Below are 20,209 nucleotides of genomic sequence, written 5' to 3' on the forward strand. Positions count from 1 at the left end.
GGTTGAGCGTTGGAGAACGGTTTGGTGAATTCCCGCGGTGCACGTTTACTGGGCCAGTTGGCGAAAATAATCGATGATGGCGTCGCGGTACCGCGGATGGAACTCCTCCGGCCGCGCGGCTTGTAACTGCTGGCGAACGCGCTCGGGCAAGTGGCCCCAGACGCCCTCCTGCAGGGCTCGCTGGAGGACGGCTGGATCCAGATCTGCGGAACGATTACCCGCTTCGTTCGTCTGCCCACCGTCACCCGCGGCCGGATCCGCCCCACCCTCTTCGGAATCACCCGCCTCGGAATCGCCCCCTTCGGAATCGCCTGCATCGGAATCACCCGCTTCAGGCGAGGACGGCGAGTCCGCAGGCGAGGATTCTTCGGCCGCTTCCTCCGACGGCTGCTGCTCCGCCGCAGACGCTTGTTCGCCGGCTTCGCCGCCCTCGGGTTGGTTCGACGGCTGTTGCAATTGCTCCAGCAAGGCGTCGAGGGCGTCGATCGCTTGCTGCTGGGCATCGATGGCCGCGGGGACTTCTTCGCGACGCTGCAAACGCCGACCGGCTTGCTGCATGGCCTGGTAAGCGGCCCCCAAGGCGTCGGCTTCACCGCCGGGCCGCGGTCCTCCGTCCTGGGCGTCCCCGGGTTGCTGGCCAGCCGACCGGGCCTCCGGCGCGGGCTGCGGTTCGGTGGGCAATCCTTCCAGCAGATCGTCAAAGGGCGAGGACGATTCCGGTGGCGGCTCAGAGGATTGGAGCGACGGTTCCGGGGACGACGGTGCCTGGGCCGCGACCGAGACCAGCGACAACACGCCACCGATCAACAATCCCGACAAGGCCCGTCGCATCGATCGATCACACCAACTCATTGGCTGGACTCCTCGGACGCGGGGACCTCAGACACATCGGGACGAGCACGCTGGAGGAAGTCTTGCAGACGCCCAGCCAGCTCCGACTGCTGTTCGATCAACTGCTGTTGCTGTTGACGAAGGGCAGCGTCCGGGGCGGTCTCGTCTGCGGCGGCAAGGCGGCGCTGGAGCGCCGCGGTCTGATCCTTCAGACGCCGCTGGACCGAACGTACCAGATACAGCGAAGCCATGGGCAGGGGCGGCTGGGGAGCAGCCTGCGGGTCGGATGCCGCGGGCGTCGCCGGTTCCGTTGGCGATTCGCTCGCACCGTCCGGTTCAGCGGCCGGCGTCGCAGACTGAGCCAACGCCGCGGCGATCTCGTCGAGCATTTCCGCGGCGGCCGCGGCGTCGTCGAAAGCTCGTGCGTCGGTGGGGCTGCGACGGAGCCGCGCGGTCGCCGACTGCATCCGCGATTTCGCGCGGTCGAGCATCTCGGGAAACAGCGGCATCGATTCCAGTTGCGGCTGCACTTCGTCCACGGCGGCGAGCGTATCGCTCTGCTGTGCCACGGCCGATTCGCTGTCGACACCTTCACGGCGCAGCGTCTGAGCGATCTTGTCCGCGGTGGAACGTTGTTGCTGGGCCAATTGCTCGGCGGCATCGACCAAACGTCCTGCCGCCGGCGATGACGATGCGGATTGCAGCCGCGCGATCTGCCGCAGCTCGCGGGCAAGCGACTGTTGCTGTTGGGCCGCGTCCGCGGCACGTTGCTGCTGCAGTTGATCGGCGGCACTGCGCATCCGGGAGGCGATTCGTTGGTCCAGCATCCGCTCGGCGGCGGCCTGCAGGGCGGCGGCAGCGACGTCCGGCGTCCCCTCCTGCTCACCCACTGCGGCTCGGTCCTGCAAACGCTGCAGCAATCGCTCGGCCTCTCGAGCCAACGCCCGCTGCCTGTCGGCCAAGGCTTGGCTGAACTGCGGATCGGCCGCCTCGCCGGCTCGTGCCGAAGCTTCGGCCAATCGGGCCTGACGCGCGGCCGCATCCCGAAGCGACTCGGCCATCAACTGACTCTCCAGCTCTTCACCCAAGCGGCTGGCCAGCGCCTGCATTCGCTCCGCTGCATCGCTTTGTCGCTCGGCCAACTGCGTGGCGCGAGTTTCATCGAGGGCGTCCAGTTGGCCGAGCGACTGCAGTTCGGCGATCCCCGGATGCAGGGTCTCCTCGGCGATCCGAGCCAGTTGTTCGCTGGTTTCGGCGACCGCATCCAGCAGCGGCGCGTCGACGCGGTTGGTCTCGGCACGCTGGACGGTTTGCTGGGCCAGCTTCAGGGCCGACCGGTCGCCCTCGATCTCGCCCAGGGTTTGCCGCTGGGCCGCCTGGGCAATGGCCAGGGACTCTTGTTGCTCGCCCGCATCGCTGTTCACAGCGGCTTCGCGCGTGCGTTCGGCGGCGATCCGTTGGGTTTGCGCCGCCCGCTGCAAGCGTTGGAGGACCTGGCGGCTGGCCTCGGTTAATTCGGCCAGCAGTTGTTCGTCGGAAACGATTTCGATCCGCAGCGGTTCCGACGCGCCCACCTGCCCGGCGGTGTCCTGGGCGAGAGCCCACACGGTCCAGTGTGTGCCCGCGGCCGAACCGGCGGGCGGCGTGGGACGCGGCTGCCCCGTGTTATTGTTCAAACCCGATTCGACCAACCGCTGCACCGGCAGGGACAAACGGCGCCGCAGGGTGGCGCTCGTTTCCAGCCGGTGGAACGACCACTGATCGACCGGCGTCGATCGATCCACCGCGGCCAGGGCGTCGGCTTGCCACAGCAAGCCGCTGGCCGACAGGCGGTAATCGTCGCGGGCGGCAAAGCCCAGCTCCAGCCCCGCCGCCGCGGTCACGCGATAGGTCGAGCTCGTTTCGACCCACCGCACCTTCGGAATTTGATCGGGCATGATGTCGATCTGCCACGGCGTTTCGATCGCGTCGCGCAGCCCCGCGGTGTCGGTCCACTGCAACCGGACTTCGACAGCACCGGGTTCGCTGGCCTGCCAGCGGCCCTCGAAGGTCTGCCCGGACGGTGCCTGCAGCACGTCGATCCGCCGGCCGCCGGGCTGGAAGACAAGCGCCGCGGTCCGGACAGGCCGCTCCAGACGTCCGCGGAAATTAATTCGGCTGCCCGCGGGAACCGAGAACCGCCGCTCGCTGGCCTCAAACGACGGCAATCCCGTGGCCGTGGGCGGCGTGACGCGAAACACCGCCTGCGTCAGCTGAACCGGTGGGAGCACCGTGACCGATCGCCACGGCAGGTTGCGGTGATCGCCGCCGCGAACCCGCAATTGAAAATCCTCGCCGGTCCAGTCACCGGCCACTTCGGCTCGGCCCGTTCGCCGGTCCACCTCGATCGACCGCACCGGTTGCGCCCCCTGACGAGGACGCCACAGCAGCTCCAGATCGCGGGGCAGCGGACGCGTGGGCGTCGCCAGATTCTGAACCACAACCTCCACCGGCTGGCCGGCCAACGCCGGCGAAGGCGCAGTCCACTGCAGGTAATCGCTGCGCGGCCACGGCAGCGGCTGCCAGGGGGCGGCAAGTCGCGCGAGCCCGCGGCTGGCAACCTCGGGCCGTTTCCAAACCACCGCCGCCGCGACCACAGCGATGCCCGCAAACAAGCAAACCGCCCGAACCAGGTGCCGCCGATCGAGCGCGTCGGCAAAGTCCAGCCGCTGCGACCGCTCGTACAGCTGGTCGGCGGCCAAGCGGATGAAACGGGCCTCACGCGGTTCGCCCTCTGCCTTCTCGCCGCTCCGCCCCTCGGCAAGGGCGACGAGGCTGCTCAGCCGGTCGCCCAGCAGAGGAAAACGCTCTTCGATGCGGCGGGCGACGGTCAAGCGGGGGAGTCGAGTGCGGAACAGCGCCGGAGCCCAGGCCCAAAGAGCCGCCAGCAAACCGGCAACGGCCGCGGCGCTGAGCATCCAGCGGCCCCACGCCGGGGGAAAACGCCACCACCAATCCACCGCGACAACGATGCTCAGAACGGCGACAGCGGCGGCCAGCAACAATAACAGCGCGCGAGCGCGCAGCCACCGCGTGGCCCGGCCCGCGACCGCGTCGACGCGGCCCAGCAAGCGCGTGGCGGCAGTGGCGTCGGTGGCGTCGGTGGCCGAACCAGAGAAAACGCGGGGCGATGACATGTCGTCAGTATAGCAGTCCGGCTCGCAGCGCCCGCATCGGAATCAGTCCGCGTCGCAATCGGCCCACATCGCAATCAGGCCGCGTCGCAATCGGGCTGCGTAGCACTACCGGCGGTTTGCGATTAGGATTGCACGGACCCATTCGTTTCGCTGTCCCCTACCCGACGCTCACACTTGACCAGCTCCGCCATGCAACCGCCCAGGCCCACGCATCCGACCGGGGCGTCTGCGGCCGAAAAGCCCCCCAAGCAGGCGGCCGAATACCATCCCTATCCGTTTTACAGCCCGCGTTTCTGGCACGGCATGCGCACCGGTACCTGGTGGCGGTTGCTCGCGGAGAACCGCTGGCGGGCGCATCCGTCGCGCTGGGCCATGGTGGGCACCGTCTCGATGGCCGCGCCGTTCAACGATTCGCTGTGGCTGTTGCAGCAGGCTCTCTACGGTCGCCGTCTGCGAAACGCGGAGCTGGTCGCACCGCCCCTGTTCATCCTGGGACACTGGCGCAGCGGCACGACGTTGCTGCATGAATTGGTCAACAAGGATCCGCGTCTGGGTTGCCCGTCGACCTACCAGTGTTTTGCCCCCCATCATTTCCTGGTGTCGGAATGGTTCTTCCGCACCTTCGCTTCGTGGCTGCTGCCCTCCAAGCGACCGATGGACAATATGGAGGCCGGTTGGGACCGTCCCCAGGAAGACGAGTTTGCGTTGATGAACCTGGGGGCTCCCTCGCCCTATCGCCGTATCGCCTTTCCCAATAACCCGCCGCCGGATCTGCAGTACTTGGACTGGACGGATATCGACCCCCAACAGGAACAGCAGTGGGTGGATTATTTGCGGCGGTTCCTGTTGGCGGTCAGCTACCGCAGCGAGCGGCGTGTGGTGCTGAAGAGCCCCACGCACACCGGCCGCATCGGTGTTCTGTCGCGTGCATTTCCCGGAGCCAAATTCCTGCACATCACGCGAGACCCGCGGAGCCTGTTCCCGTCGACGTGCCGGTTGTGGCAGAGCCTGGATCAGGTGCAAGCGTTTCAGGTTCCCGACCCCGAGCCTTTGGAAGCGTACGTGATCGAGTGCTTCCGGCGGATGTACACGGGTTTCCACCGCGACGTCGATGCGTTGTCGTCCGACCAGATCGTCCACGTTCGCTATGAAGACCTGGTGGCCGATCCGGTGGCCACGCTGGAGCATATCTACGACGCACTGCAGCTGGATGATTTTGCCGCGGTCCGCCCCGAACTGCAGGCTTGGGCCGACAACCAACACCGCGAGTACAAGACCAATCGTCACCATTTGCCGGCCGAGACCGAAGCCCGCATCAAAACCGAATGGGCGGATTATTTCGAGCGTTACGGTTATCTATAATCGCGGCTGAACACGGTCATTTGTTTCGTCCCCTTTGTCCCGCATGGTCGCTATGACTGCTTGCCCGATCCTGACGCTTCCCCTGGCAACCCGCTCCGCTTCCTCGACCGCGTCTCGCTGGAAACCGGCGATGCTGTTGATCCTCTTGGCCGCGATGCCGCTGGCCCTCGGCGGTTGCTCGGAAAGGGGCAAGGAAACCCTGCCCACCGAGGACGCCGCGGTGGAAGTGATCGACGCGGAACCGGCCGAGACCGATGCGGACCTTGCACCGGAGCCCAGCGAACCTGAGCCGGCAAGCGAACCTGAATCGACAAGTGCACCAGAACCAGCCGACACTGCCACGGCCGCGGGACCGCCGACGTTTGAACTTTCGGCCGAGAAACTGTTGGCCGCTCGCCTGCCCGACGACCAGACCCGCGAGGGCTGGGTCCGCTTGTTCGACGGCCAGTCCCTGTTCGGTTGGCAAATGGTGTCCGAGGCGAATTGGCGAGTCGAAGACGGGGCGATCGTCGTCGATGAAGGCCAGAAAAGCTTTCTGGCCACCACCTCGGTGTGGGACAATTACGAACTGGAACTGCAGTACCAGGCCGACGCGGAGACCAACAGCGGTATCTTTCTGCGAACCGCCCTGCAACCCGAGTCGGTCGCGAACTCCTGCTACGAGCTGAACATCGCCCCGCCGGACAACCCCTTCCCGACCGGTTCGTTGGTCGAGCGAGAGCGGATCGAACCCGAGCAGGTGGGCGAGTTGGATCCGGACAACTGGCACACCTACCGCATCCGCGTCGAAGACCGCAACGTCACGGTCCATCTGAACGGCCAGCAGGTCTGCCAGTACGAAGACCGCTCGCGACTGCCCGCAGGCCACATCTCGCTGCAGCACAACCAGGGCCGCATCGCCTTTCGCGACATCCGCATTCGCCCGCTGGGCCTCGAAGCCCTGCTCGGCGGCGAAGACCTCTCGCAGTGGAAAAAGTATCCGGAGTACGAAGGCGAGTTCACGATCGACGACGAAGGCAACCTGAGTGTTCGCGGCGGCAGCGGACAACTGGAAAGCCGCGAGTCCTACGGCGACTTTGCCCTCCTGGCTCGCTGCCGGACCAACGCCCCGGACCTGAACTCCGGGATCTTCTTTCGTTGCATTCCCGGCGAAAAAATGAACGGCTACGAATGCCAGATCAGCAACGCCACCGAGAACGGCAACCCGCTGCGACCGGCCGACACCGGCACCGGCGGCATCTTCCGTCGCCAAGAGGCCCGCATCGTCGCCGCCGAGGACCAACAGTGGTTCACGATCCTGCTGGTGGCCAACGGCCCGACGATGATGGCCTGGGTGAACGGCGTGCAGGTCAGCAACTGGACCGATACCCGCGACCCCGATCCGAATCCTCGTCGAGGCCTGCGGTTGGAACCGGGCACGATCATGCTGCAAGCGCACGATCCCACCACCGACCTGTCCTTCAGCGACATCTCGGTGGTTTCACTGAACCCATCCCCATCAGCCGAAGGACGCTAGCCCACGGTTCCTACGCGCAACGCCCCCCCGGTGGACCAACCCGGTAAGAACCGTACGCTAGCGCGTCAGCGGCTGATAAACGCACCCATTGGCAGGGCGCTATCGCCTCAGCCGCGCCAACCGGTTCAGTTCGTTGTTCAACAAACTGGCGTCGTAGGGCGTGAACTCGTAATCGCCGCTGACGTCGATGTAGCGGTCGTCCAGCGGGTCCACGGCCGGATCCAGCTGGCGAACACCGTTGCGGTTCAGGGCGTTGATCAACAGCAACAGGTCGTAGGGTTCGACGCGGCCGTCGTTGTTCACATCGAACGCATTGCTGGAATTCTGAAAAACGGGCGGATCGTCGTCGACCACCTCGATCGACGCCGTGGCACTGATATAACCCGCGGCGGTGAAGGTGTAGGCCAGCGTTTCCGGCCGTTCGGACTGTCGGTCATCGACCACCATCACGGGAACCGTCACCGACGCTCGGCCCGCCGGAATGACCAGCGGATCGGGCAGCACCAATTGGTCGGCGTCGCCCCCGGTAACCTCGACCGCCAACGCCTGCGCTCGATCGGTGTTGCTGCGGGTGATCGTCAACAACAAACTGCTGGCGGCCGCATCCTCGTCGACGCTGGTCTGGTTCCAGCCGGCGGTCAGCGATTCCGCATCGCGAACGATCAGATCGACCGCCGCCGGGTCCATCCCTCCGCCTTCGGCCGACAGCGTGACGCGTTGGTCGCCGTCCAGCAGGGCGTCGTCGATGGCGCTGACCGGCACGGCGACCGAGTCCTCGCCGGCGGCGATCACGACGCTGGCCGGCAAGGTCGCTTCGCCGCGATCGCTGGACGACAAACGAATGGTCTCGGCCGTGGTCAGGACCGGCCCGGAACGAGTGACGGTCAACACCGTGGCCGCCGCGCCGGCGTCTTCGCGAATCGTCGCCGAATCCAGCCGCAGCCTCAGGCTGGGCGGCGCGGACACGGTCACCGGCAGTCGCCCGCTGGTTCGACCCCCGTCGTCGTCTCGCACCGTCACCGACACCGAATAGGTGCCTGCGGTCTGAAAGGTATGAGCCGCGTCCAGCGATGCCAGCGTCGGCCGCGTGGCGCTGCCCTGGCGGTCGATGGTCGCCGCAAACGTCTCGACCGGCGTCCCATCGCCCCAGTCGACTTCCACTTCGAAGGTTTCCGCCGTCGGCGGCGTCGCGGTGTTGACGCGGTAACCGGGATCGGAAATCGATACCAGATCGGTGATCGACAATGGCTGTCCGGCCACGGCATTCTGAGGCTCGGCCAGCGACAGGGTGGGAGCGACGTTGGTGATGGTGGCCGCCAAGTCATACGCGATCTGGCCACCACGGCTGCCGCTGAGCACCACCTGGACCGGATACGAGCCGTCGTCGCCGTAACGATGCTGGGCCTCGACGTCGACTCGCGTGTCCTGGACCGACCAACCGATGTCGTCCATCGCTGCCAGGTCCAGCGGCGTCAGCAATTTTCGCTCTCCCGTCGACAGCGTCGGGTCCATCGCTGTTTCGCGGCCGCCGCTTTGCAGCTCCGCCTGCCAGTGTGAATTCGAAGCCAAGGGCACGTTCTGGCCATAGCTGGCGCGAGCTTTCGCACCGGTGAACACGCCGCCCGATACCAGGACTTCCCAACTGGACTGGGTCGCGCCCGGATACACGATGCCGAAGCCCAAGACGTGCGCGATCTCGTGAACGGCGACCGAGAAGAAATCGTGCTGGTTCGCGCCGATCCCATCGGCGTCCAGCCCGAAGTACCAATCACGAGGCTCGTCGAACGCCAGCGAACCGCCCCAGGGTCCCAGGTCGGTTGGCGAACTGGACAGCGCTCCTCGTTCACCCCGGGCGCGGACCGTATCCAGCCAGGCCTGCGAACCGCGAGCGCTGGTAAAGTAGCCGGTCGCGCCCTCACCGAGCTGACGTCCCGGCAGGTCCCGGGCACCGACGTACAGCCGGATTTGGTTGGCGGGAATCGACAGCGACGAGGGCAGCGAATAGGCCGCCTGGGTGCGGGGATGCAGCACCGCCGGCGACCAGACATTGCTTCCGCTCGGCGAGATCGCCGCCAGGTCGTCGGTAAAACGGCTGACCAGAGAATCGGCCGCGGCCTGGAGCACTTGCCGGCGAGCCGAAGAGGCAAAGAAACCGCTGGAGTCCAACGAGTAATCGAAGACCACCCGCAGCGGCCCCCCGCTGCTGGCACCGCGGACCTGAGCGGCCGAGGAGGTTCCATCGCCCCAGGACACCTGAGCCGAAACGTCGCCTACCAAGCCGGCCGTATCGAGCGAACGGTCCAGTTCGAACAGGTCGCCCTCGGCGGCGAGCAGGCGCCTCGACTCCAGCGACTCCACCAAACACCTTCGTCGCCGTCCCAGCCCAGTACGTCGCAACCCAGCTCGCCGCATCGCGTGTATCCATCCTCGGAAAGAAAGCCCCAACGCTTTTCAATGTACGGATGAACCGCAAACAGGCAACCGATTGGCAGTGTAATACCGCGGTCGTAGACGTCGTTCTCGGCTGAGGACAGCCGAGCGACTCTGTGGCATAGGCTTCCAGCCTGTGGACGGAGCGAGCCGAAATCGCGAAGCGATGGCAGTTGATAGCCTCGGATGCCAATCCGAGGTGCGACTATCAATGGGGTAGTAGGGTGCCGGCGACCTGGGATTGGCATCCCAGGCTATCGACGGTCGTTGCTTCGCAACTGGCGATTCTCCGCGAAAGTAGCCAGTGTCGCCTTTCGCTCCGCGAAAGTAGCCCAGTGTCGCCTTTCGCTCTGCGAAAGTAGCCCAGTGTCGCCTTTCGCTCCGCGAAAGTAGCCCAGGAAGTCCAGCTACTTTCGACGGAGCGAAAGGCAACTCTCCGCGAAAGTAGCCCAGGAAGTCTAGCTACTTTCGGCGGAGCGAAAGGCAACTCTCTGCGAAAGTAGTCCAGGAAGTCCAGCTACTTTCGACGGAGCGAAAGGCAACTCTCCGCGAGAGTTGCCCAGGAAGTCTCGCTACTTTCGGCGGAGCGAAAGGCAACTCTCCGCTACGGGGTGAAATACCGAATAAAGTTGCGCACGTTCTGGCCCGGGACGTAGGCTTTGGGCTGGCCGATGATGCCCTGGCCGATCTGGACGTTCGTGGGATCCTGCCCCAGCGTGAACAGGGGCCGGCAACCGGCCGTGGGAACAACCGCTGTGGTGGCCACCGCGGGCATCGCCACCGGCGGGGCGACCACCGCGGGCGGAGCGATGTAGGGAGTGGTCGCGGGAACCGTCGCCGGCACGGTCGCGCTGCACGGCACCACGTACTCCGGACCGCACTGCCAGAGCCCGCCGGCGTTGTAGGATGAGGGCGCCGAGACACAGGCGCAGTTGTCGACCGTGGCCATCGAAGCTTCCAGGCCCGGCTGGGGCACCGGTGTCAGGTCGGCGGCCGGCGGCGAACGATCCCCACCGGGAAGGGCCCCACCGGGAAGGGCCCCACCGGGAAGGGCCGCCGGCGGCGAAGGCAGTTGCCGATTATCCAGCGGAACCGGCTGCAGATTCTCTCCGGCCAGGGGCGGCGCAACCGGGCGGGTGGACGGGGCGGCGGGCGAACCGCCGAGTGGCGTCGCGGCGCCCGGCGGGGGTGTCATCGTCGGCGGGGCGGCAGCTGGGCCCGCATCCGGCGGCGTGGCCGCTGCACCGGGTGGAAGGCCCATCGGGCCGCTCGCCTGCATCATGGCCGTCTGCCGGATGACGGGTTTGCTGGCGCTCTGTTCGGGCCGCTGGTAGCCGGCCGGCACCGCGGCCGACTGCCGCAGCGCGTCGACCAATCCCGGCGTGCCGAGCGGACGCAGTTTAGCGCGAGCGGCCGCTTGATCGGTGCGGGTTTGCGGGGATTCCGCAGCCGCTGCGCTCAGAAAGGTGCCCAGCGAAATCGAAAGAACAATCCGTTGCCATGTCATGCCGTTTTCTCCGTAGATACGATACGGCGCGACCGTAAAGTACACGGCGGTGACAAAGCAAGAGCGGTTCCCGGCTTAGGATTTCACCGACACGAAGGTCATCCGCAGGGCGTGCAGGGCTTCGCCCAGCATCTTGGTTTCTTCCTCGTCCAGATTGCCGGCGGTTTTCTTCTCCAGCATCTCCAGCGTGTCGATGTAGTGCTTGGCGATGGGCTTGTTCACCGAGGGTTTGCCGGTGGTGGGATCGGGAATCTGCCCCAGCATAGCCATGGCCTGGGTGAACAGCATCGAGACCAGCGTGACGAACGAGGCCGGCGGCGGCGCTTCCTCGCCGGCTCCGGCCGCGGCATCGGCTCCGGCCACCGCTTCGCCGCCCGCCTGCCCTGCCCCAGCCGTTTCGGCGCCGGCCTTTTCGGTCTCGCCCTTCTCGGCTTGGGCCGCTCGGATGGCTTCCTTTTCCTTCTGGACCTGTTCCTTCCAGTCCTCGTCGATGATCAGTTTGGGTTCTTTTTCCGCTTCGGATTCGGAATCGCTCATTGGGTCAACTCACCTTTGGGCTGATTGGAATCGGATGAGACGCGCGACTGTTGGCGGTCGATCGTCGCTTGAAGAAAATCGGCGAACAAGGGATGGGCCTGCAACGGTTTGCTTTTGAATTCGGGATGGAACTGCACGGCCACAAACCAGGGATGGTCGGGGATCTCGACGATCTCCACCAGCTTGCCATCGGGGCTGGTTCCCGCGAACTGCATCCCGTGGGCCTCGAATTGCTGGCGGTACTGGTTGTTGAATTCGTACCGGTGCCGATGCCGTTCGTCCACCGATTCGCTGCCGTAGGCCTCGGCCGAACGCGATCCGGGCGTCAGGCTGGTGGGCTGTTTGCCCAACCGCATCGTGCCGCCCAGATTGGTTACGTTGCGTTGTTCGTCCAGCAAACAGATGACCGGGTGCGGCGTATCCTTGTTGAACTCGGTCGAATGCGCTTCGGGCAATTCGACCGAGTTGCGGCCGAACTCGATCACGGCGCACTGCATGCCCAGACAGATGCCGAAGAAAGGAATCTTGCGGGTGCGCGCGAACCGAATGGCTTCCACCTTGCCCTCGACCCCGCGTTCGCCAAAGCCGCCGGGAACGAGGATCCCATCGAAACCGCTCAGCAGGCGTTCGGCCCCCTCGCGCTCGATGTCGCTGCTCTGAATGCGGGTCACGCGGATCTGGGTGTGATGATGGATCCCGGCGTGGTCGATCGCTTCGTAGATCGATTTGTAGGCGTCCCGGTGTTCGGCGTATTTCCCGACCACCGCGATGGACACTTCGTGGCGAGGATTGCGCAGGCGGTGCAGCAGGTCGTGCCAGGCCTGGATGTCCAACTGGTCGGCGCTCAGCCCCAACCGTTCGATCACCAGTTCATCGAGCGAATTATCGACCAACGACAGCGGGACTTCGTAGATCGAGAAATCCTTGTCCTTTTCTTCGATCACCGCATCGATCGGGACGTTGCAGAACAGCGCGATCTTCTCGCGGTCTTCGCGGCTGATGCTGCGTTCACAGCGGCATACCAGGATGTCGGGCTGGATACCGATCTCGCGCATCTGGCCGACCGAGTGCTGGGTCGGTTTGGTCTTCAGCTCGTCGGCCGCCTTCAGGTACGGGACCAGCGTCAGGTGCATGAACAGGCAATTTTCGCGGCCCACGTCCTGAGCGAATTGCCGGATCGCTTCCAGGAACGGGAGGCTTTCGATATCGCCCACCGTGCCGCCGATCTCGGTGATCACCACGTCGACGTCATCGCCGCTCAACTTGCGGATCACGCTCTTGATTTCGTTGGTGATATGCGGAATCACCTGGACCGTCTTGCCCAGGAAGCGGCCCTGACGCTCCTTTTCGATCACCGACAGATAGATCTGGCCGGTGGTGTAATTGGAGTCGCGGGTCAGTTCGCCACTGGTAAAACGTTCGTAGTGGCCCAGGTCCAGGTCGGTCTCGCTGCCGTCATCGAGCACGTACACTTCGCCGTGCTGGTAGGGGCTCATCGTGCCCGGATCGACGTTGATGTACGGGTCCAGTTTCTGCATCAACACCCGCAGGCCGCGTTGCTCGAGCAACATGCCCATCGAGGCGCTGGTCAATCCCTTGCCGAGTGAACTTACGACACCGCCGGTAACAAAAATGTGCTTGGTCATGGACATGGATCTTACCGCTAGCGGGCCCACTGGGAAGCCGCCTAGCGGGACGGGAGCGTTTTTTCCGAGGTCCGCCTCGCCGGGCAATCACTGCGATTCGAATCGCTGGCAGAATTGTTCGAAATCTTCCAGCGTATCAATTCCGGCGGCTACGGTATCGATGCGGCCCACGACGATTCTGCGGCCGGCGGCCAGAGCCCGCAGTTGCTCCAGCTTTTCCAGCCGTTCCAGCGCCGCCGGCGGCTCGGTGGCGAACCACAGCAGGAACTCGCGGCGGTAGGCATACAGGCCCACGTGCTGCCAAAACTGGGGGGGATCGGCAGCCAAGTCGGCAGCCGTCACGCCGTCGCGAACGTGCGGCAGGGGGGCCCGGCTGAAGTACAAGGCGTGGTTGTGCTGGTCGAGGACGACTTTCACGCAGTTCGGATCCTGCCAGCGATCCAGGTCCCGCAGCGGCGCGGCAACCGTGGCCATATCCGCTTCGGGATGCTCGATCAACAACCGGCTGACCCGTTCGATCGCCGCCGGCTCGATCTCCGGCTCGTCGCCCTGGACGTTCACAAAGATATCCACGTCCGGCATCAGCGCCGCCACTTCGGCGATCCGATCGGTCCCACTGGGACAATCCACGGCGGTCATCAAGGCTTCACCGCCAAAATCGTCCACTTCCTGCGCAAGCCGCGGGTCGTCCACCGCGACGGTCACGCCCGCCACGCCCTCGGCTCGGCGGGCCGCTTCGTAGGTGTGCTGCAGGATCGACCGCTCGTCGACGCGCAGCAGCAGTTTTTCCGGCAAGCGACTGGAGGCCAAGCGAGCGGGAATGACGACCTGGATCTTCATGAAGGCCTCGAACGCAAGGGCGAGTTCGACGGAGCAGACAACGATCCCGACAGACTAACAACCCGCAAGCGAACTCGCCAGAGTTTCAAGCCCCCGTAGCTGAACTCGCCAGAGTTTGGAGAGAAGCGATTTGAGGTTTGAGATTTCCTGACTCCGGCGGAATCGATGTATGGCGTGCGAAGCTCGGGGCGCCGCAGCCACGGCAGTGGCGACATGCGGTAGCCCCAGGCGCGAGCCTACGCGAGCCAGGCTTCGGGGGAGAGTCGATGCGGGGGAACGAACATTTCCGAACGCGCGGGCCGATCCCATCGACTACACTTTTCCCAGGTGCTCGTCTCGCTTCTGCCCTGCTCGCCCCCACGATCGTCATGGACCAACCGTTCGACGTCCGCCGCATCCAGCGGCCCGACAAGGCCTTGCTGTGGTACTACGTCCTGTGTGCCCTGGCCACAGGACCGGCCTTTCCGATCGTGCTGGTGCCGCTGCTGTGCCGCTACTACACGCTCCGCTACCGCTTCGACGACCGCGGCATCTGCTTGTCCTGGGGCGTTTTGTTTCGCGCCGAGACCTACCTGACCTACAAACGCATCCAGGACATTCACCTGAACCGCAATCTGGTGCAGCGTTGGTTTGGCTTGGCGAATCTGACGGTGCAAACCGCCTCGGGAAGCGCCGCTCCGGAAATGAAAATCGAAGGCGTGCTGGAAGCCGAAGCGCTGCGAGACTACCTGTACGGGATGATGCGCGGAGCTCGCGAATCGGCGGTGCATGGATCGCCGGACGATCTGACGACGGATGCCGCGGCAGATCCCGCCGTGATGGCGGCCGCCGCCACACCGGGCGGCGACGACGAAGTCCTGCAGCTGCTGTGCAGCATCCGCGATTCCGTGCGCCGGCTGGCCGATTCCCGCGGTTCCTCGGCGGAGCAATCATGATCGATTCCAAGGGCGACGTGCCGGTCGTCAAAGCCGAAACCGGGGGCGTTTCCGATCCTTCGTCCAGCGAGGGTTACTCAAAACTTGTCTACGAGGGCATCTGGCGGGTGATGGCCGATTGGTTTCGGGTGCCCCGCGTCCCACCGGTGTTGCCCGCCCACAGCGGCGAAGAGATCATCGCCCGCAAACCGGCCGAGAGCTTCCTCGGCTACCTGCGTCTAACCCTGGCCGCCAAGGTAGCGGCCCTGGTCATCGGCGACCTGGTTCTGGGCATCATACTGACGATCAACCATCCGGTCGTCGGCGGCGTCTTAACACCGCTGACCCTGCTGGGCATCGTCGCCGTAGCACTCGTTGGCCTGGTCGCCGTGCGGCTGCGTTACGACACGACGTGGTACGTGTTCAGCGATCGCAGCATGCGCCTGCGGCGGGGCATTTGGTTGATCCGGGAAACCACGATCACCTTCGAAAACATCCAGAATGTGCAAACCCGCCAGGGACCGGTCCAAAGGTTTTTCGGGATCGCCGACGTGATCGTCGAAACGGCCGGCGGCGGCGCCGCGCACCAACAGGACACCTCGACCAACGGCCACCACGGCTTGATCGAAGGCATCGAAAACGCGGCCGAGCTGCGCGATAAAATTCGCCGGCACATCGCCGCGCAAAACACCGGCGGCCTGGGCGATGAAGACGCCCCCGAGCCGGCCATGCCGGCCAGGCCCGGACTGCGTCCTCAACACGTCGCCGTACTCCGCGAGATCGATCAATTGCTCAAGGCAACGCGCTAGAGACCGAAAGCGATCCCCACACCGGCAGTGGCATAGGCTTCCAGCCTGTGGACTGCGCTGAATTTCGGCTGGGACAGCCGAGCTACTTTTGCTACTTTCGCGGAGCGAAAGGCGACACTGGACAGCTGAGTTACTTCGTGCAGCTGTCGCCTTCCTTCAGTACCGCTTCGGCGTGTCGGCGGATGATGGTGACGGCCTGACCACGTGGCTCCTCTGTGCACACCGTTTGGAAACTGGTTCGCGCAACCTCGGACAACCCCAGCTCCATGGCAACCAAGCCGTTGAGCAGTTCCATGGAAGGACCGAACAGTGCCAACGGTTGGTCCAGCCGGCGGCGGTAGATCTCGCTGGCCTCTATCCACTGGCCGACCAACGCCTGAGCGCAGGCCAATGTGTGTGCCGAAGCAAAGTTGCTGCGATCGATCTTCGCCTCGGCCACCCGCAACCTTTTCGCCACTTGGGCGGTGTCTTCGATCATCAACGAGTCCCACAGCAGCGTATTGGCCAATTCGTCGACGCCTACCGCCTGCTGCTGTTCCGCCAGATAAGCCTGCAAGGCATCGAGCGCCGCGATGGGCTGGCCCGTGACCACCGTATAGTGATACTGCAGATCACGCTTGATCGCACTGTCGGGCAGGTCGGCGATAAACTCGTCAACACGGTCCCGCCAGACGGAATCGTCACGCTCTTCTTCGGGATACAATCGTTGCAGTTCCGAAACACACGCCAAGAAGTACCGAACGGTATCGATCGCCATCTGCTCCTGCATCTGCTCCAGCAGGATTGGATAGAGGGACCGGTAATCATCGTTGATTCGGTATCCCAGCATCCGCAACCTTTGCACCCACAGTTCGATCTGCGGTGGCGCCGCCTGCTCCGCTGCATCGATTCGCTCGAGGTCTCCGGTCGTTTCGCAAGCCATCACCCGAACCGTCCATTCGGTACGCAGTGATTCCTGGTCACGCAAACGCATCCAGACGCGTGCGGCATAGCTGCCGCTGAACTGATCGAACCAAGGCAGTTCTTTGGCCAGCAGCGGCATCAGGGTTTCCAAAGCCAGTTGCACTTGTTCGTGCTGGCCGTCCGCCCACTGTTGCCACAACGGCTCGCCCAGCCATCTCGGCTGGGGCGCAAACCGCCACTTCCCGGCGGCGTCCTTGATCAACCAATATTCCACCGCCTGGTCGTCGCTGTATTTCAACGTCGCTTTCTGCAAACTTTCGCTGACCGGATGGAGGTCGACCGTGGCGTTGGCGGCAACGGTTTGCGTCAACCATCGCGAGCGAAAGTTTTCTCCCAAGCTGACCCAGCGATGAACCTCGCTGTAGCCGCCGGCCGAAGCCTTCAGTAGGACGGCCGCGGACTGCGGGACACAGGCCAATTGCTGGATGACCGGCACGTTGGTCTCGAGGTCGGCGAGGATCAAATGCCGCGCGACCGATTCGGCGTCCTGTTCATCCAAGGGCGGCAACTCGGGCAAGCGGTCTTGCTGTAGGCGGATCGTCGGCCAGTCCACCTCGGCGACCAAGTTCTGTAGACGCCATGCCAAATCGACCCGGTTCGCCGCAAGCAACTGCTCCCAAAGCTGAATCACGACGCGCTGTCGCAAATCGGCGTCGAAGCGGCGCAGGACTTCCGGTTCACGATCCTCGAGCACCGCGATCAGCAAGGGATAAAAAATCCCATCGCGCGTTCTCAGGAATGTTTTTAACGATGCGTCCTGATGCGTCGTCAACAACGCCAACACATAGGACAACTGCAGGGTCTCGCTCGCGTCACTGTTGAGCCCATGGGCGGCGGGATTCTCGACCAGCTTCCGCAGGGGTTCGACCGCCCGGGCAACCTGCTCTTGGTCCGTACTGATCAGTCCGTCGTCGGAGCGCATGATGGCGGCGGCCATGACCGCTTGGCTGGGACCGCCGAGCGGAGCGACCGTTTGCTCGGCCAATTGCTTGATGCTGGGGATGTCCAACCGAATTCGTGTCGTGTCCGGACTGAGTTGCAACTGCCGAACCTGCAAAGCCAGACGTCCGACGAGCTGTTCGTCCACGCGCTTTACCGTGACGTCCGAGATAAGACGATGAGCCAGGACGCTCATCCCCAGGTTATCCAGCTTGGCCGCCAGAAACGCCCTCGGCACCTCTTGCCGCGCTTCTTGCGAGGCGATCTCCGCCAACTCCCGCAGATCATCGTTGTCGTTGGACGACGCCAAACGCTTGCCCAGATTCCAGTCCAAGGTGAGCTGATAGTGCAGAGGATTCTCCCCCTCATACCAAGCTCGCAGTTGCTCGTACGCCTCATTGACTTCCGCAGCCGACAAGGTCGCCGGGCGGATCACACAGCGGAAAGTCACTTGCAGCACTTGATCGTTGTCGGCCCGATCCACCGTGCGAACGGCGTCCGCGGACTGCCAGGTTTCCCAAGACCCCTGGCGAACCGCAGAGGGCTGGGCGGCGGAGGTTTGCCGAGGCTTTAAGTCGGCAACCTTCAACATCCGGCACTGCGAAGAAAAGGTCAGAAATCCGATGGTCTGCTGCCAATCGGCAGGCAGCGGCGGAAGCGTCACACCGGCGGGAAAGCGAACGCCGTACACCACTTCGTGCGTGCTGCCTTCCAGATTAACCAGAGCCGTCCGCCGCGTTTGCGAGTCCTCGCCGAACGCGCCGGAGCCCTGCAGACGTTGCCACAAGTCGGCAGGAACCAGCGGTGACACACCGTCGAGAACCAGAAAATCTTCATCGGCTGCCAGGGTTCCGAATGCCGAATACCCTTGCGTCGTCAACAGCTGGGCCGGATGCCCGCTGCCGCGAACGGCAAACCGGTGCCGCCCCTGCGGATCGTTGGTCAGCGGCAGAACGCTCAAGCTCGCCAGCTCCGCCCCCGTTTCGGTCTGGGCATACTGTCGCCACTGCTCGATCATCGGCTGACGGTTGGTCGAATCGTACTCGGCGGCCAACTCCACCGCGATCCCGCCGCGGCGGCGCAATTCGATCGACATCGCACCGCCGCCATTGCGGTTCAGGTCCATCCAGTTGACCCTCGTTTCTACGTCCGTCGCCGTCTCGCTGCCGGGCGTCTGCACCAGCTTTCCTCCCGACGCATCACACACCAACGCCATCCGGTGCCGGCAGTCCGAAGCGAGAAAACCCACCGGGTAATCTCCGCTGCCGGGAATGGTGATCGTCGGATCGATAAACAGGTACCCGCCGGGGCGTGTCTCGTCTGGAATTGCCACGATGGCATGGTCGAAGAAATCCAAACAAGCCATTTCTTGCGGCACGTCCGGTCCCGCACCGGTGTTGAGCAGAGCGACGTGAGCCGGGATGTCCATCTGCCGCAACCACGCCACCAACAACGTCGACTGGTCTTTGCAATCGCCGAATCGCCGCTGCAACGAGCGGTCGGGCGAGACGGGAAAGATCGCGTTCTCTCCCAAGGACAATCCCGTATACCGCACCATCTGCTGCAGTTGCTGAACCGCCCAGGAAATCTTTGGGTCGCGAGCGTCCACATCGGCTTTGATGTCCGCCGGCTGCATCGCGGAGACGATCTGACGCGCGAGTTGATCGCCCTGGGAAATGGCTTGATCGATCCGTTTCCCGTACATCGCCCCGAGCTGTTCCCAATCGGACGTCACGGCGGCAAACAGCAACGGGTAGGACGACGCCCGCGGACCACAGCCGGGCTCGAACCATTCGAATAGTCCGGGAGCATCGACCAGCCGGTACTCGGTTTCCTCCGCCGACTCCACAATGCCTTCAGCCGAGTCCGCAATGCCTTCAGCCGTCCAGGGCATCGCTGGTGGGACTTCCCCCAGCGTTTGCTCAGACCAGCGGACGCCCGGTTCGCCGGAGATAACCAGGCGTTGAATTCTCGTCGGCATCAACGAAGCGAGGACATGCTGAAAACCGATCGCCCGCTCCATCAATGGCTGGCTGACCAAGACCGTTTTGGTTTCCACGATCGCCCCGGGCTGGACGCCCGACAGTACGGCGGTCAACGCTTTGCGATCCATCAGGACCCCTGGCGTCGATGCCTCGCCGGCGTGTTCGACCACCTGGGCGGCGTCCAAAACGATGATTTCCCCATCCGGGGTGATCACGCGAGCTTCCAGCTGGGGACGCTGTTCGTGCCACGGCGACCACTCGGCGTGCAACTGAGCGACGTTGGCCAGTTCGTCCTGCGACTGCGGCCGGGCGATCGCCCAAATCGTCGTTCGCAGCTCGCCGCTGGCCAAAAAACGATAGTGGGCACTGGAAAGAATTTGGTTCTTCCAGGAGCTGTCTTCTTCGGTCGCCAGCGGCACTGCTAGATCCATGCCTTCGTGGCGATACTCCGATCCCCGAGGCTTGGCGTCCAGCTCCTCGACCAGTTTTGTCAACTGCTCGGCGGTCGCCTGCAACGGTCCGGCGGCCAGCACCGGCTGCAGTGTTTGCAGCTCGACCGAGTCCTCGGCCGTCGCTGCGTTGGCGTCAGGAACGACGCTCCCCAGGCAAATGAATCCGACCAGAACCACGACCATCCGGCGGCAAACGCTGCCCCATACTTTCATCGCATCATCCACTTTGCTTCACTACGCTGGAACATCATCAGAATTAGATGATGCAGCTTAACCCGGCCGCGCCCCCAGAACCAGCATTT

Annotated in this window: 12 protein-coding genes; 4 read left to right on the plus strand and 8 right to left on the minus strand. The window is 64.3% G+C overall.

Features of this window, described 5'->3' with window-relative positions:
* Positions 1–45: 45 nt before the first annotated feature.
* Together GE027_RS04045 and GE027_RS04050 are read right to left on the minus strand one after the other, a co-directional pair.
* A complete protein-coding gene (locus tag GE027_RS04045; protein WP_153555900.1) occupies positions 46–852 on the minus strand; it encodes a hypothetical protein in 807 nt (268 codons plus the stop codon).
* Entirely contained in the window at positions 849–4,007 is a 3,159-nt protein-coding gene (locus tag GE027_RS04050; protein ID WP_153555901.1) for a coiled-coil domain-containing protein, read from the minus strand. The genes GE027_RS04045 and GE027_RS04050 overlap by 4 nt, the downstream gene beginning before the upstream one ends.
* Positions 4,008–4,196: 189 nt before the next feature.
* Here GE027_RS04050 and GE027_RS04055 point away from each other — a divergent pair, with 189 nt between their 5' ends.
* Together GE027_RS04055 and GE027_RS04060 are read left to right on the plus strand one after the other, a co-directional pair.
* Positions 4,197–5,369, plus strand: a complete 1,173-nt coding sequence (locus tag GE027_RS04055; RefSeq protein WP_202617322.1) for a sulfotransferase family protein — start codon at positions 4,197–4,199, stop codon at positions 5,367–5,369.
* 52 nt (positions 5,370–5,421) lie between these two features.
* On the plus strand, positions 5,422–6,885 hold the full coding sequence (locus GE027_RS04060) for a 3-keto-disaccharide hydrolase (RefSeq protein ID WP_237607250.1): 1,464 nt from the start codon (positions 5,422–5,424) through the stop codon (positions 6,883–6,885).
* 99 nt (positions 6,886–6,984) lie between these two features.
* Here the strand turns inward: GE027_RS04060 and GE027_RS04065 are convergent, their stop codons facing one another.
* From GE027_RS04065 to kdsB, 5 genes are all read right to left on the minus strand, one after another.
* Positions 6,985–9,243 (minus strand): dockerin type I domain-containing protein, encoded by a 2,259-nt coding sequence (locus GE027_RS04065; RefSeq protein ID WP_237607261.1) that lies wholly within the window; start codon positions 9,241–9,243, stop codon positions 6,985–6,987.
* 676 nt (positions 9,244–9,919) lie between these two features.
* Positions 9,920–10,822 carry a hypothetical protein gene (locus tag GE027_RS04070; RefSeq protein WP_153555903.1) on the minus strand — a complete coding sequence of 301 codons (903 nt, stop codon included), beginning with the start codon at positions 10,820–10,822 and terminating at the stop codon, positions 9,920–9,922.
* 75 nt (positions 10,823–10,897) lie between these two features.
* Entirely contained in the window at positions 10,898–11,359 is a 462-nt protein-coding gene (locus tag GE027_RS04075) for a DUF1844 domain-containing protein (protein ID WP_153555904.1), read from the minus strand.
* On the minus strand, positions 11,356–13,005 hold the full coding sequence (locus tag GE027_RS04080; RefSeq protein WP_153555905.1) for a CTP synthase: 1,650 nt from the start codon (positions 13,003–13,005) through the stop codon (positions 11,356–11,358). Before GE027_RS04080 ends, GE027_RS04075 begins: the two co-directional genes overlap by 4 nt.
* An 87-nt stretch (positions 13,006–13,092) precedes the next feature.
* On the minus strand, positions 13,093–13,845 hold the full coding sequence (gene kdsB, locus GE027_RS04085) for a 3-deoxy-manno-octulosonate cytidylyltransferase (RefSeq protein ID WP_153555906.1): 753 nt from the start codon (positions 13,843–13,845) through the stop codon (positions 13,093–13,095).
* Between the two features lie 368 nt (positions 13,846–14,213).
* On the opposite strand from kdsB, the gene GE027_RS04090 reads away from it, so the two are divergent.
* Together GE027_RS04090 and GE027_RS04095 are read left to right on the plus strand one after the other, a co-directional pair.
* Positions 14,214–14,780: a PH domain-containing protein gene (locus GE027_RS04090; RefSeq protein ID WP_202617323.1), complete on the plus strand. Its 567-nt coding sequence runs from the start codon at positions 14,214–14,216 to the stop codon at positions 14,778–14,780.
* On the plus strand, positions 14,777–15,568 hold the full coding sequence (locus GE027_RS04095; protein WP_153555907.1) for a PH domain-containing protein: 792 nt from the start codon (positions 14,777–14,779) through the stop codon (positions 15,566–15,568). Before GE027_RS04090 ends, GE027_RS04095 begins: the two co-directional genes overlap by 4 nt.
* Before the next feature lie 130 nt (positions 15,569–15,698).
* Here GE027_RS04095 and GE027_RS04100 read toward each other — a convergent pair whose 3' ends face one another.
* Positions 15,699–20,120, minus strand: a complete 4,422-nt coding sequence (locus GE027_RS04100) for a DUF3857 domain-containing transglutaminase family protein (RefSeq protein ID WP_153555908.1) — start codon at positions 20,118–20,120, stop codon at positions 15,699–15,701.
* Between the last annotated feature and the right edge of the window lie 89 nt (positions 20,121–20,209).

The sequence above is a fragment of the Roseimaritima sediminicola genome (assembly GCF_009618275.1).
Classification (GTDB): domain Bacteria; phylum Planctomycetota; class Planctomycetia; order Pirellulales; family Pirellulaceae; genus Roseimaritima; species Roseimaritima sediminicola.

What these genes read in the sequence shown, in the direction of transcription:
- GE027_RS04045 (WP_153555900.1), bottom strand. Translation starts at nt 852, where the DNA reads ATGAGTTGGTGTGATCGATCGATGCGACGGGCCTTGTCGGGATTGTTG.
- GE027_RS04050 (WP_153555901.1), bottom strand. Translation starts at nt 4,007, where the DNA reads ATGTCATCGCCCCGCGTTTTCTCTGGTTCGGCCACCGACGCCACCGAC.
- GE027_RS04055 (WP_202617322.1), top strand. Translation starts at nt 4,197, where the DNA reads ATGCAACCGCCCAGGCCCACGCATCCGACCGGGGCGTCTGCGGCCGAA.
- GE027_RS04060 (WP_237607250.1), top strand. Translation starts at nt 5,422, where the DNA reads ATGACTGCTTGCCCGATCCTGACGCTTCCCCTGGCAACCCGCTCCGCT.
- GE027_RS04070 (WP_153555903.1), bottom strand. Translation starts at nt 10,822, where the DNA reads ATGACATGGCAACGGATTGTTCTTTCGATTTCGCTGGGCACCTTTCTG.
- GE027_RS04075 (WP_153555904.1), bottom strand. Translation starts at nt 11,359, where the DNA reads ATGAGCGATTCCGAATCCGAAGCGGAAAAAGAACCCAAACTGATCATC.
- GE027_RS04080 (WP_153555905.1), bottom strand. Translation starts at nt 13,005, where the DNA reads ATGACCAAGCACATTTTTGTTACCGGCGGTGTCGTAAGTTCACTCGGC.
- kdsB (WP_153555906.1), bottom strand. Translation starts at nt 13,845, where the DNA reads ATGAAGATCCAGGTCGTCATTCCCGCTCGCTTGGCCTCCAGTCGCTTG.
- GE027_RS04090 (WP_202617323.1), top strand. Translation starts at nt 14,214, where the DNA reads ATGGACCAACCGTTCGACGTCCGCCGCATCCAGCGGCCCGACAAGGCC.
- GE027_RS04095 (WP_153555907.1), top strand. Translation starts at nt 14,777, where the DNA reads ATGATCGATTCCAAGGGCGACGTGCCGGTCGTCAAAGCCGAAACCGGG.
- GE027_RS04100 (WP_153555908.1), bottom strand. Translation starts at nt 20,120, where the DNA reads ATGAAAGTATGGGGCAGCGTTTGCCGCCGGATGGTCGTGGTTCTGGTC.